The sequence below is a fragment of the Bacillus sp. UNC438CL73TsuS30 genome, from assembly GCF_000482325.1.
GTDB lineage: Bacteria > Bacillota > Bacilli > Bacillales > Cytobacillaceae > Neobacillus.
The window spans coordinates 1-14,158 of sequence record NZ_AXVA01000041.1 but is presented as its reverse complement, the minus strand read 5'-3'; the positions used below and the strand labels follow the sequence as shown (position 1 = coordinate 14,158).

The window sequence follows — 14,158 nt, the reverse complement described above, 5'->3', positions numbered from 1 at the left end:
AATGGAAAAAATGTCCTTCAAAGCCCGGATGAAGGACGTTTTTCGGATTCCAATGGAAAAAATGTCCTTCAAAGCCCGGATGAAGGACGTTCTCCGGTTTCAAAAAAAGAAAAAATGTCCTTCGGCACTAAAAACCGAAGGACACATTTTCCCGTCATTCAAATAATCAATTAGAACGCCCAGTTTCCGCCGCGGAATACTGGCTCTGATTTGCCATCAGCAGTAATACCGTCAATATCCATTTCAGCCGAACCGATCATGAAATCAACGTGGGTAATACTTTGGTTTAGTCCATTTGCCTTTAATTCATCAGCAGACATCTTCTTGCCTCCCTCAATACAGAACGCATACGCACTGCCAATTGCTAAATGATTCGACGCATTCTCATCAAACAGGGTATTAAAGAACAAAATATTGGACTGTGAAATCGGTGAGTTAAACGGAACAAGGGCCACTTCGCCAAGATAATGCGAGCCTTCATCCGTCTCAACCAAACGCTTCAGAATTTCTTCGCCTTCTTCCGCTTTTACGCCAACAATTTTTCCATTTTCAAACGTAATCGAAAAACGGTCAATAATATTGCCGCCATAGCTAAGCGGTTTCGTGCTGGCAACTGTACCATTCACACCTGTTTTAAGCGGAACCGTAAAAACTTCCTCTGTCGGCATGTTTGCCATAAACTCATGACCGTTTTCATTAATACTTCCTGCCCCAACCCAAAGATGGTTTTTCGGAAGTTCAATCGTTAAATCGGTACCAGGAGCTTTATAATGCAGCTTCAAATATTTCTTTTCATTTAAATAATGAACTTTTTCATGTAAATTCTCGTCATGCTTTTTCCAAGCATCCACAGGATTTTCAACATCTGCACGAGTTGCTTTAAAAATTGCTTCCCAAAGTTTTTCAACTTGCTGTTCGCTTCGTACATCTGGGAATACTTTTGCAGCCCATGCAGGAGATGCCGCAGCAACAACGGTCCAGCTTACTTTATCGGATTGAATCGCCTGGCGGTATTTGGCTAATGCGGTACCAGCCGCTTTTTGGAAATTTGAGATTCGTTCAGGATTGACTCCTTTTAAAAGGTCTGGGCTAGAAGAAATAACAGACATAAAAGCTGCGCCTTTTTCGGCAAGTTCCTCTGTTTCTTTTGCACGCCAGGCAGGATATTCTTGAAAGGCTTCATGAGGTGCTAAATCATATTTTGTACGAGAAACGAAGTCATCAGTCCAATTGACAACAACATTGAATGCACCAACTTCATAGGCTTTCTTTACCACAAGACGAACAAATTCAGCCGCATCTAAGGAAGCATTCACCACTAATGTTTGGCCCTTTTGAACATTTACGCCCACTTTAACGGCAAGCTCAGCATATTTTTCAAGGTTCTTCTGAAATTCACTCATATTATGTATTCTCCTTTACCAAAATCTTCATATATATTGTAGCTTGTTTAATTGGAAAAAGAAACTAGCAGCCATTAGGGGCCGAAATAAAAAAACAGTAAAGATTATTTATCTTTACTGTAGTTTAGAACCGTATACTTTTATATTAAAATAAACCCCTGCGGAAAATAGAACTAGAAAAGTAATAATGCCTGAAATTGATGTTGGAGACAAAAATTGTGACCCATCCATACATTCCACCGCCTTTAATAATAGAAAACCTTTACAAGTTAATTATAATAGTAAAAGAGGGAAATGTGAACATTTTAGTACAATTTATAGAAAGTTTTTTGAACGTTTTTGGGGTATTTGTTTTTCAAAAAAATAAAACATGAGCCAATAGAAACCAGCGCTGATTAAAGCCACAATCGATAGGAAGAAAAATGTCCAGTGATACCCAATCCACACCGTCATCGGGATAAAGATTGGGGCAATGGTACGGCTAATTGTAAACCGTAAACTGGCGGCAGCAAAGTATTGTCCCCTCATATGTTCGGGTGCAAGCTTGGATACAAAGCTTTGCTGAAGTCCGGCGGCCATTAATTCACCAAATGTAAAAATTGCCATGGCAAAAATAAATCCCCAGATCCACACCGTTCCGCTAAAGAGCAAAATCGCTATGGTATACATAATAGAAGATAGAATAAATACATTACGTTCTTTGTATTTGCTCATCCATTTCGTAACATAAACGGTCAATAATGCGACAAGGAGCCCGTTTTCCGCTAATACAATCCCAAATGCCTGCTCCCCTTTAATAGAAAAGGACCAGCTGCCGAACGAAATCAGGCTTTGATTTTTGATAACATCTTTCATATAAATGGGAATTAATAAATCCAACTGCATAAAGGTTTGCCCAGCCAGGACACCTGCAAGAATAAACAGTAGAAACGTTTTATCTTTAATAATCAGTGAATAGTCGCGAAGCTGGTTTTGTAAAAAGTAATACCATTTCCCATCCACATCAATAGAAGTTGTTTTCTTTAATGGTGCAGTTTCCCGGGTCCATTTTGCCAGGATTAACCCTAGCATAATACAGACAATACCAGCAACGAGTAAAAGCTGAAAGCGGTAATTCACATAAAAAATTGCACCTAAGATTGGTCCAATAACGACGGCGATATTAATCGAAGTATAAAAAATCGCAAAGACATTCCCTCGGTCTTTCTCCTCCACGACATCTGCCACCATCGCCTGGCTTGCGGGCCAATAGAAAGCACCAAAAACTCCGGCAATCGCAAAGGAAATAAAGCCAATCCATGGCGAGTCAAGCCACGGTGAGCTGGAAGCTCCAAATATGATAAAAGAAAGACCTTGACCAATTGCAGAAAGAACCATCATTCGTTTTCGGCCAAAGCGGTCGGCACAATAGCCTCCCATCAGATTGGCCAGAACCGAGAAAACTTGCGAAAAGACCAATAAAATTCCGGCTTTATTTTTACCAAATTCATCTGCAAAGTAAATGGTCAAAAACGGAAAGAACATCCAAAAGGTAATATTCATCATCGCTTCAGCAAATAAACGGACCTTTAAATTACGGTCCCAATCTCTAATTCTCATAAAAAATCTCCATTCCATTCATGTAAGCCATTACATCATACTATCCTGCTGGAATTAGTTTCAAGACCTTTATGTATTGGAATCTTCGGAATACCTGAATCCATTTGAAACGTATGCTATAGTTAACTTACCTGAAATTCGAAAGGATGTTTAAAAAATGGCAAAAAGCGTTGTTATTGCTGAAAAACCTTCTGTCGCACGTGATATTGCTCGCGTGCTGAATTGTAATAAAAAAGGAAACGGATACCTTGAAGGAGATAAATACATTGTTACGTGGGCACTCGGACATTTAGTCACACTTGCTGACCCCGAAAGCTACGATGTGAAATATAAAACTTGGAATTTAGAAGATCTGCCAATGCTGCCGGATCGTTTAAAGCTGACCGTCATTAAGCAAACAGGCAAACAGTTTAATGCAGTGAAAAGCCAACTAATAAGAAATGATGTCAAAGAAATCATCGTGGCTACAGATGCGGGGAGAGAAGGAGAATTAGTTGCGCGCTGGATCATTGATAAAGTGAAAGTCAATAAACCGATTAAACGTCTATGGATTTCTTCTGTTACCGATAAAGCGATTAAAGACGGCTTCGCCAATTTGAAGCCTGGCAAGTCTTATGATAATTTATATGCTTCAGCTGTCGCGCGCTCAGAAGCGGATTGGTATATCGGCCTTAATGCAACCCGCGCATTAACCACCAGGTTCAATGCCCAACTTAACTGCGGACGTGTGCAAACTCCTACTGTTGCGATGATTGCAGCTCGTGAAGACGAAATCAAAAATTTCAAAGCGCAAACCTATTACGGCATCGAAGCCCAAACGGCAGATCATTTAAAGCTGACTTGGCAAGATGCAAAAGGGAACAGCCGCAGCTTTGATAAGGAGAAAATTGATGCGATTGTGAGAAAACTAGGCAAACAAAATGCGCTTGTAAAAGAAATCGAGAAAAAGCCAAAGAAGTCATTTTCTCCAGGTCTTTATGATTTAACAGAATTACAGCGTGATGCGAATAAAATCTTTGGTTACTCTGCAAAGGAAACGTTAAACATCATGCAAAAACTATACGAGCAGCATAAAGTCTTAACGTATCCTCGTACAGACTCGCGCTATCTTTCTTCGGATATTGTAGGAACGCTTCCAGAGCGTTTGCGAGCATGTGGAGTAGGGGAATATCGTCCATTAACCAATAAAATCTTAAGCAAGCCGATAAAAGCTTCGAAAGCGTTCGTAGATGATAGCAAAGTATCCGATCACCATGCCATTATTCCAACAGAAGGCTATGTAAATTTCTCAGCCTTCACGGATAAAGAGCGAAAAATTTATGACTTAGTGGTGAAACGATTCTTGGCCGTTTTATTCCCGGCATTCGAATATGAGCAATTAACACTTCGTGCAAAAATCGGGGATGAGAACTTCGTTGCAAGGGGAAAAACGATTTTAGCGACTGGCTGGAAAGAAGTATACGAAGATCGCTTTGAAGATGAGGATGCAGCAGATGATCTAAAGGAACAGATATTACCTCGCATCGAAAAAGGCTACACATTAAACGTAAAACTAATCGCCCAAACATCTGGTCAAACCAATCCGCCTGCACGTTTTAATGAAGCAACATTACTTTCGGCTATGGAAAACCCTACGAAGTATATGGAAACAAAAAATAAACAACTGGCTGAAACATTAAAATCGACAGGTGGACTAGGTACGGTTGCTACGCGTGCAGACATTATTGATAAGTTATTTAATTCATTCTTAATCGAAAAACGTGGCAAAGACATTCATATTACTTCTAAAGGCCGTCAATTGTTGGATCTAGTGCCTGAAGAGCTAAAGTCTCCTACTTTGACTGCGGAGTGGGAACAAAAGCTTGATCAAATTGCCCATGGTAAGTTGAAAAAAGATGTGTTTATTAGCGAAATGAAAAACTACACAAAAGAGATTGTGGCTGAAATTAAAGCAAGTAATAAAAAATACAAGCATGACAATATCTCTACAAAAAATTGTCCGGACTGTGGAAAGCCAATGCTGGAGGTTAACGGGAAGAAAGGCAAAATGCTCGTTTGTCAAGACCGTGAATGTGGACATCGTAAAAATGTCTCGCGCGTCACCAATGCACGCTGCCCCCAATGCCATAAAAAACTAGAGCTACGCGGCGAAGGCGAGGGCCAAATTTTTGCATGTAAATGTGGATACCGTGAAAAACTATCAGCTTTCGAAGCACGCCGCAAAAAAGAATCAGGTGGAAAAGTAGATAAACGCACAGTACAAAAGTATTTAAAAAACCAAAACAAAGAGGACGAACCATTGAATAATGCATTGGCAGAAGCATTAAAAGGGCTTAAGTTTGATTAGGTATCATACTAAAGGGGGCTATTCATAAAGATTATGAATAGCCCCCTTCAATTTTAAGTAGTAACAGTTACATTATGCTGATTCTTGCTTCAACAAACGGACACTTTCATCAAATTCTTTTTCAATTTCATCGTTTTTCTTATGTGTAGCCAAGCTGACGATAACAGAAACGATAAAGTTAAGGACGAAGCCTGGAACGATTTCATAAAGGGTGTCCCCAAGGCCAACATTTTTCCATATGATTACGGTAACGGCACCAACGATCATTCCAAAGAGGGCGCCCCAGTTGTTCATCTTTTTCCAGAATAAGCTTAAAAGAATGATTGGACCGAAAGAAGCTCCAAATCCTGCCCAGGCATAAGCAACAAGGCTTAAAATTGTGCTATTTTGCTTGAAGGCAAGAGCGGAAGCAACAACAGCGACAATTAACACAGCCATTCTTCCTAAGAATACAAGTTCTTTATCCTTAGCATCTTTACGGACTACAACCTTATACAAATCTTCAATTAACGCACTGGAGGTAACGATTAATTGCGAAGAAATCGTACTCATAACAGCAGCAAGAATGGCAGCTAAAGCAAATCCTGCAAATAATGGGTGGAAAAAGATCTGGCTTAACTGAATGAATACAGCTTCTGGATTGTCTAGTTTATGTGCAGCATTATGATAGAAATAAGCTTTACCAATTAAACCGGTGAAGATTGTTCCAATTAAAGTAATAATCATCCAGCTCATACCAATACGGCGGGCGCTTTTTGTTTCTTTAACAGTACTAATTGCCATAAAGCGCACAATAATATGCGGCTGGCCAAAGTATCCAAGGCCCCAAGCCATTGCAGAAATGATTCCTACGAAAGTTGTACCTTTGAACCAATCGAGTAATGTTGGGTCAATGTGGCGGATGGTTTCAAATGTTTCCGCAGGGCCGCCTGTTTTAAAAATCCCAAGAAGCGGAACAAATAATAAGGCAAGCAGCATCATTAATCCTTGAATAAAGTCGGTATAACTTACGGCAAGGAAGCCGCCGAATAAAGTATAGGCAACAACAACGCCGCCCACGATATAAAGACCAGTATGATAGCTTGTCCCAAAGGAGCTTTGGAAAAAGACTGCACCGGAAACCATTCCTGATGATACATAAAAAGTAAAGAAAATAAGAATAACAATACCTGAAACAATCCGAAGTAATTTTGTGTTGTCTTTAAAACGGTTTTCTAAGAAGCTTGGAATGGTGATGGAATCATTTGCGACCTGTGTATAAGAGCGCAGGCGTGGTGCAACGAGTTTCCAGTTCAGGTAAGCACCAATTGTCAGCCCGATAGCAATCCATGCGCTTGCAAGACCAGTAACATAAATACCGCCAGGCAGACCCATTAGTAACCAGCCGCTCATATCTGCAGCTCCGGCACTTAAAGCGGTTACAGCTGGCCCCAACGAACGGCCGCCAAGCATGTAATCCGTGAGATTGCTTGTCTTTCGATATGCATACCAACCGATTAACAGCATCCCGGCTAAGTAAATCCCTATTGAGATCAATTGTAACGTTTCATGGTTCATACATTTTCCCCCTTGTTTTTAACATCTACTCCGCTTTTGAATGGAGAGACATTTGTTTTTGTTTTTCTGGTAATAAATCTATTGATTTTTTGTTTTTGCTGACAAAGAAAGAGCCGATAACAAATAGAGCGATGAGGGTCGTTAAAAAGAATTGTGAACGTAGTGAATTAATAAATGCCATCGCGATAAAAAGAACAATGATTGCAAGAATAGTAGCGTATGTCAAATAAGGAAATAACCACATTTTTATTTTCAGTGCTTCAGGGTTCTCTTTTTCATATTTTCTTCTCATACGTAGTTGTGAGAAGGCGATTACTAGGTAAACAAGTAGCGCAACTCCTCCAGAAGCATTGACTAAGAAGAGAAATATTTTATCAGGAGATAGGTAATTAAATCCTACGCTAATATAGGAGATTGCGGTACAGCCCAAGATGGCTTGAAGCGGTACACCTTTTTTGTTGATCTTTAAAAACATTCGGGGGGCGTCTCCGTTTTGTGCCATCGTAAGCAACATACGCGAGCTCGTGTAAAGACCAGAATTCAAACACGAAAGTACAGCAGTCAACACAATAAAATTCATGATTTGAGCTGCAGCAGGTATTTTTAAAATCTCAAGTACAGAAACAAAGGGATTTTTCAGCAGGGTATGAGAATCCCATGGGAGAATTGTAACCAGCACTAAAATTGAACCTAGATAAAAAATGAGAATCCGATAAATAACGCTGTTTGTTGCAACAGTAATAGCTTTTTCAGGGTTTTTTGTTTCTCCTGCGGCGGTTGCGACAATTTCACTTCCCATAAAGGAAAACATAACAAGAGTAATTCCCAAAAATATAGAACTAATTCCATTCGGTAAGAATCCGCCTCGATGTAGAAGATTTGAGGTTCCGGGGGATTCGACCCCTGGTATAAGTCCGAATATAATAGCCCCGCCAAGAATCAAAAATAAGCCAATACTCACTACTTTGATAAGAGAAAACCAGTACTCAAACTCACCAAACGATTTAACAGAGTACATGTTTGTCAACGTTAATAAAAAGGTAAGCAAAAGGCTAAGCGACCAAGAAGGCAAAGAAGGAAACCAGTATTGGATAATATTTGCACCTGCAATCGATTCAACTGCAATGACGATTACCCAGAAGAACCAGTATAGCCACCCGATTGTATAACCAGCCCATTGGCCCAGCGCTTCCCGGGCATAGGTAGCAAAAGAACCACTTGATGGATTGACTATGGACATTTCTCCTAGCATCCGCATAACCAAAACCACAAGCAGCCCTGCGAATGCATAGGAGAAGATGGAGGCCGGTCCAGCCATATTAATTAAGGATCCGCTTCCGATAAACAGTCCAGCCCCAATAATTCCCCCCAGAGAAATCATTGTAATATGCCGAATTTTTAACCCTTTCTGTAACTCTGTTTGTTGATGATGCATTAACCATCCTCCTCAATTAACTGATTATCCAAAAATAATTGAAAGGTGTTCAATTTCTTTATCGTAGAAAAAGTAAATGAAAACCCTTCCAAATTCTAATTAAAATACCCTATAGATCAATTGGATATTTCAGAGAATTATAAATTTATAGTCTTTTCTATGAACACATTTTATACATTGTTGTCCGATGCTGTCAATCTGTAAATTATCCAATACATTTTTGTTAATGGTTGATTATAAAATATAATATTTTTTCAATTTAAATTTGATTTTATCGTATAAATTTAGAATGGTAGTTTTATTTTGCACATAATTGTTCAAAAATTCTTTTAAAATTAAACATAATTGTATAATAAAAATTAATTTAAACAATTTTTGTAAAAAGTAATATACAAGTGTGTTGAAAGATGTTTATAATATATTTGTGTTGAATTTGAATATTAAATATATTAAAAATCTTGTAATAAGGGAGAGAATCAAATGATTACAGATTATCAAAATACGATTGCACCCTATAAACATGAACCGTTTACAGATTTCACAACAAAAGAAAACAAAAATGCATTTGAAAAAGCATTAACGCTTGTCCAGTCACAATTGGGCGGAGAGTATCCGCTTGTGATCGGAGGGGAACGTATTAAAACAGATAAACAGACAATATCGGTAAACCCTAGTAATAAGGAAGAAGTCATTGGAACGGTTTCAAAAGCAAATCAAGAGTTGGCTGAAAAAGCAATGCAAGCCGCCCTTTCAACATTTGAAACATGGAAAAACCATGATCCGGAAGAGCGGGCAAACATCTTATTCCGTGCAGCAAGAATCCTTCGCAGTCGTAAACATGAATTTTCAGCTTACCTTGTTAAGGAAGCCGGAAAGCCTTGGAGAGAAGCGGATGCAGATACAGCAGAAGCGATCGATTTTCTTGAATTCTATGCCCGTCAGATGGTGCAATTAAAAGATGGGGTACCAGTTAACAGCCGAGACGGAGAAATTAACAAGTTTCATTACATCCCACTTGGTGTAGGTATTATCATTTCACCGTTTAACTTCCCATTAGCGATTATGGCAGGAACAGTGACTGCAGCGATTGTAGCAGGAAACACTGTACTTCTTAAACCATCTGCCAATACACCTGTTGTCGCAGCAAAATTTGTAGAGATCATGGAAGAAGCAGGTTTGCCTCAAGGGGTGCTGAACTTTGTTCCTGGAGATAGTTCTGAAATGGGGGATTACCTTATTGATCACCCGAAAACCCGGTTCATCTCTTTCACAGGTTCCCGTGAAGTTGGCTGCCGGATTTATGAGCGTGCTGCAAAAGTACATCCAGGCCAAATTTGGTTGAAGCGTGTAATTGCAGAAATGGGTGGAAAAGATACAGTAGTTGTGGATAAAGATGCTGATTTGGATCTTGCAGCTTCTTCGATTGTTTATTCCGCCTTTGGATTCTCTGGACAAAAGTGTTCTGCAGGCTCCCGTGCAGTTGTACATCAGGATGTTTATGATGAAGTGTTGGAAAAAGCAGTGGCATTAACCAACACGTTATCCGTCGGAAACCCGGAAGATGCCAATTCCTATATGGGCCCTGTGATCAGCCAGTCTTCTTATAACAAAATCATGAAATATATCGGAATTGGTAAGGAAGAAGGCAGATTAATGACAGGAGGAGAAGGGGACGACTCCAAAGGGTACTTTATTCAGCCAACCATCATAGCAGATGTGGACGAAAAAGCACGTCTGATGCAGGAAGAAATCTTTGGACCGGTTCTCGCTTTTTGTAAGGCGAGAGATTTCGACCATATGATGGAAATTGCAAATAATACGGATTACGGCCTAACTGGTGCATTAATTACGAACAATCGTGAACATATTGAGCGGGCAAAACGAGAATTCCATGTAGGAAATCTTTATTTCAATCGCGGCTGTACGGGAGCGATTGTCGGTTACCAGCCATTTGGCGGATTTAATATGTCAGGAACGGACTCGAAGGCAGGAGGCCCTGATTATCTGATTCTTCACATGCAGGCAAAAACAACAAGCGAAACACTTTAAGAAGGGTGAGCCCCTAAAGTCATTTTTACTTGGAGGGAATATTCCATGTGGATCATTACTGCTTATTCAAAGAACAATATTCAAATGTTTGAGTTTGACACTAAAAAAGAAGCAAATGAGGCTTTCGGGAAAATTCAGGGTTATAAAATCCTTTCAAATGTTGTTTATTTTAATGATTCTTATTTAGTTGAATCCTACTAAAATAACAAAATGATAAAAGTGTAATTTGTTGAAATTGATATCCTAATATATAACAACAAGAAGGAGTAATGGTGATGTTAAAAGATATTTTTATGGGATTATCCCAAAACCAATTTCTTAATAGTGCGGCTAAAAAGTATGGATTGAAACTAGGGGCACAAAGTGTTGTTGCAGGTACAAATATTGAAGAAACGATTAAAAGCATTAAAGAGCTTAACGCAAATGGAATCTCTTGCACGGTCGATAACTTGGGAGAGTTTGTCTTTAAAAAGGAAGAGGCGATTGCCGCAAGAGACCAAATTCTAAAGGTAATCGAAGCAATTCATAAGAATAACGTAGATGCACATATCTCTTTAAAACCAACACAATTGGGATTAGATATTGATTACAACTTCTGTTTGGAAAATCTTAAAGAAATTGTTCATCAAGCTAGCAATTATGGCATTTTTGTTAACTTTGATATGGAGGATTATGGACATCTACAGCCTTCTTTTGATATTTTAGAAGAATTATCATTGGAATATGATAATGTTGGTACGGTCATTCAGGCCTATTTCTTTAATGCACAAGAAAATCTTGAAAAATATAAAAATTATCGTCTTCGTATTGTAAAAGGTGCGTATAAAGAACCGGAACAATATGCTTATCAGGATAAGAAAGAGATCGATAAAAACTTTATTAAGCTAATTGAATGGCATTTATTAAATGGAAAATTCACATCCATTGCGACACATGACCATAAAGTCATTAACCATGTGAAACAATTTGTTAAAAAGAATGATATTCCGAATGATAAATTTGAATTCCAAATGCTTTATGGTTTTAGAAGAGACCTTCAGCTAAAATTAGCAAATGAAGGCTACAATTTCTGTACCTATGTGCCTTTCGGTAAAGACTGGTACGGTTATTTCATGCGCCGTCTTGCTGAAAGACCGCAAAACTTAAATCTTGTTGCTAAACAAGTATTTAACAAAAAAACCAACACAATGGTTGGCTTAGCCGCAGGAGCATTTTTTATGGGTAGACTGACTGTGGGTAATAAAAAAAGGAAATAAATACTTTGTTCCGTTTTTGGCGCATTTCTGATTACAGAAAGCGCCTTTTTTTTGCCTGGAATTCTCCGTTTATAGGACATCTAAAACAAATAATGACCGATGCGGGAACATCGGCCATGGAATTGGGAATATCTTTTGTTTTTAACCTTACCTCAGTTAAGCTCATACTCTTTAATCTTATTATAAAGTGTTCCCCTTGAGATACCGAGTAATTTGGCAGCTGCACTCTTGTTTCCATAAGTTTTCCGTAAAGCTTCCTCAATGATCAATGCCTCATCTTTTATTGGTGCACGTTCCTTTAGTGATGTTTCCTTTTGGCTTGGAACCTTGCTGTTATCTCCAGAATAAGTGTCAATTATATTTTTGGGAAGATGATGAAGAGTAATTATATTTTCATCATTAAGAATGATAAAGCGTTCAATGACATTGCGGAGCTCGCGGATATTTCCTGGCCAATCATAGTTCATCAAAAGGGTCATTACCTTAGGAGTAATTTCCGGAATGGGTTTCTTATACTTAGAACTAAATTCAAGTATAAATTGTTGAACAAGTTTAATAATATCCTCTGTTCTTTTACGTAAAGGAGGGATATCAATGTTAATTACAGTTAAACGATAATAAAGGGTTTCGTTAAATTCCCCATCCTTTGCCATGGACTCTAATGGTTGAGAAGTAGAAGCAATAATCCGTGTGTTTGTTGTAATTAATTCAGATCCACCCACTCGATAAAAGGATTGATGTTCCAAGTAATTTAGGAATTTCTCTTGAATATCCAATGGCATTTTGTCGACTTCTTCAAGAAACAAAGTTCCATTACATGCTTGTTCGATTTTTCCGGCTTGTCCGACCTTTCGATCGGTTGTAAAAACTCCTTCCTGGTACCCGAATAATTCGGTCTCTAAAAGGCCAGAAGGAATCGTTGAACAATTGACTGTTACAAAAGGTCCAGTGTTTTTTGAACCGCCATAATGGATCGCATGGGCCAGCATCTCTTTTCCCGTTCCAGGTTCCCCGGTTAACAGAACGGGAATATCAGCAGAGGCAACTTTTTGTGCAATTTGTAATGCTTGTTGAATTTCTGAACTTACTCCAATGATTGAATCAAAAGGCTTTTCTTGATCAATTAGCGAAGGAAGCGACGAGTCAAGTTCCTCGTTTAATCGAACGAATCCAGTAATATCGCGCTCGATCGCAATACCACCAATAATGGTATTATCCTTTATAATAGGAGAAGCATTTATCAGTACGTGAGTATCGTTATTGGGGCGATGATAGGCGCCGCGAACAGTCCGTCCCTCATTTAATATATGGTGTAATATAAGGGATTCCGCTTTAAAATGTTCTCCAATCTTTTGCCCAAGGATATTCTCTCGCTTAATTCTATATGTCCTCTCAGCTACAGAATTCCAACAAATAACAGTTCCTTCCTGATCTACAGCTGTGACTGCATCATTAATTGTTTCGGCCAATGTATAAAAGTAAGAAGATAATTTCTTATTTTCCCCTTCAAGTTGCTGAAACCATTGGTTAGCAGTCACAATCCCGATAATATCTCCCTTATCTTTATCCTTTATAAGAACTGGTCGTCTCCAATCTGTTGTTGATGTAGAAAGTTCATTGATAGTAGAAACTTTGGAAGGGAGCCAATTTACCTTTTCAATCCAGTTGATGACAGGAAGCGAATCCTCATCTAATGCTATAAGGTTGTATTCACTATTTGAGATTGCGTAGTAGGTTTCACCGGAAACAAAAACAAAATCATGCTCTAAAAGTTCGTTTTTTATATGTATCAAAGATGTATGCGGCTCAACTAAAGTAAAGGAGTTATTTAATTGCATCTGCCCAATATTGAACATAATAAACCCCTTTCATTATGTGCTTTTTTTAAATGTATCATGTTTTCTACAGTATTATCTACTAAAAGTATAATAAAACAAATGTGTTTAAATTAAAAAGGAGCAGTCTAGAACCATTACCATCTTTCATTTATTATTGTGCTAAAGTGTTATCGTGCTAAAATTCAGAAAATTCCATTGACAGTAAGGGCTTGCTTCACATAAAATAATTATCATAGGAATAGGAATATTTATATTTTTTAAAGGAGAATGAGACAAATGAGACGGTTTATACATCCAATAATAAAAATTAAATATTCCATTATGATTATTAAAGAGGCTGGACTCCTAAACTAAGTGAAAAGGAATCCAGCCTCTTTCTTTATTATACTAAAGTGGTAGAGGAGAGATATAAATGATTACATTAACTGGCCAAGGTTTAACGTTAAAGGAAATGAAAGAAGTATTATATGGTGGTCAAAAGGTCCAAGCATCAGATAAAAGCATGGAAGCAGTAAAAAAGAGCAGGGAAGCAGTAGATCGAATCGTTTCAGAAGGAAGAGTGATTTACGGAATTACAACTGGATTCGGTAAATTTAGTGATGTATTAATCGATCAAAACGATGTTCAAGACCTTCAGTTGAATCTGATCCGTTCTCATGCATGCGGCGTCGGCG

The 14,158-nt window shown here is 38.4% G+C and carries 10 protein-coding genes; 5 read left to right on the top strand and 5 right to left on the bottom strand.

All coding sequences use genetic code 11. From position 1 onward, the window contains the following. Nucleotides 1–170 precede the first annotated feature (170 nt). Both M028_RS0113230 and M028_RS0113225 read right to left on the bottom strand, forming a co-directional pair. Complete coding sequence (locus tag M028_RS0113230; RefSeq protein ID WP_026574295.1) at nucleotides 171–1,403, bottom strand: aminopeptidase; 1,233 nt, start codon at nucleotides 1,401–1,403, stop codon at nucleotides 171–173. A gap of 315 nt (nucleotides 1,404–1,718) precedes the next feature. Continuing rightward, complete coding sequence (locus tag M028_RS0113225) at nucleotides 1,719–3,002, bottom strand: MDR family MFS transporter (RefSeq protein ID WP_026574294.1); 1,284 nt, start codon at nucleotides 3,000–3,002, stop codon at nucleotides 1,719–1,721. A 157-nt stretch (nucleotides 3,003–3,159) separates the two neighbouring features. Between M028_RS0113225 and M028_RS0113220 the strand changes: the two genes are divergently transcribed. Then, nucleotides 3,160–5,349: a DNA topoisomerase III gene (locus M028_RS0113220; protein WP_026574293.1), complete on the top strand. Its 2,190-nt coding sequence runs from the start codon at nucleotides 3,160–3,162 to the stop codon at nucleotides 5,347–5,349. Between the two features lie 72 nt (nucleotides 5,350–5,421). Here the strand turns inward: M028_RS0113220 and putP are convergent, their stop codons facing one another. Beyond that, nucleotides 5,422–6,906, bottom strand: a complete 1,485-nt coding sequence (putP, locus tag M028_RS0113215; protein ID WP_026574292.1) for a sodium/proline symporter PutP — start codon at nucleotides 6,904–6,906, stop codon at nucleotides 5,422–5,424. Nucleotides 6,907–6,931: 25 nt separating this feature from the next. After that, a complete protein-coding gene (locus M028_RS0113210; RefSeq protein WP_026574291.1) occupies nucleotides 6,932–8,341 on the bottom strand; it encodes an amino acid permease in 1,410 nt (469 codons plus the stop codon). A 480-nt stretch (nucleotides 8,342–8,821) separates the two neighbouring features. Between M028_RS0113210 and pruA the strand changes: the two genes are divergently transcribed. The 3 genes from pruA (at nucleotide 8,822) to M028_RS0113195 (ending at nucleotide 11,646) form a co-directional block, all read left to right on the top strand. After that, nucleotides 8,822–10,390 carry an L-glutamate gamma-semialdehyde dehydrogenase gene (gene pruA / locus M028_RS0113205; RefSeq protein ID WP_026574290.1) on the top strand — a complete coding sequence of 523 codons (1,569 nt, stop codon included), beginning with the start codon at nucleotides 8,822–8,824 and terminating at the stop codon, nucleotides 10,388–10,390. A gap of 45 nt (nucleotides 10,391–10,435) precedes the next feature. Next, entirely contained in the window at nucleotides 10,436–10,591 is a 156-nt protein-coding gene (locus M028_RS33355) for a hypothetical protein (protein WP_197031417.1), read from the top strand. 74 nt (nucleotides 10,592–10,665) lie between these two features. After that, nucleotides 10,666–11,646 (top strand): proline dehydrogenase family protein, encoded by a 981-nt coding sequence (locus M028_RS0113195; RefSeq protein WP_081810746.1) that lies wholly within the window; start codon nucleotides 10,666–10,668, stop codon nucleotides 11,644–11,646. Between the two features lie 152 nt (nucleotides 11,647–11,798). On the opposite strand, the gene M028_RS0113190 is transcribed toward M028_RS0113195, so the two are convergent. Then, entirely contained in the window at nucleotides 11,799–13,502 is a 1,704-nt protein-coding gene (locus M028_RS0113190; protein ID WP_026574288.1) for a sigma-54 interaction domain-containing protein, read from the bottom strand. A 394-nt stretch (nucleotides 13,503–13,896) separates the two neighbouring features. Here M028_RS0113190 and M028_RS29990 point away from each other — a divergent pair. After that, a partial coding sequence (locus M028_RS29990; RefSeq protein ID WP_035424141.1) for an aromatic amino acid lyase occupies nucleotides 13,897–14,158 on the top strand: 262 nt, incomplete at its 3' end.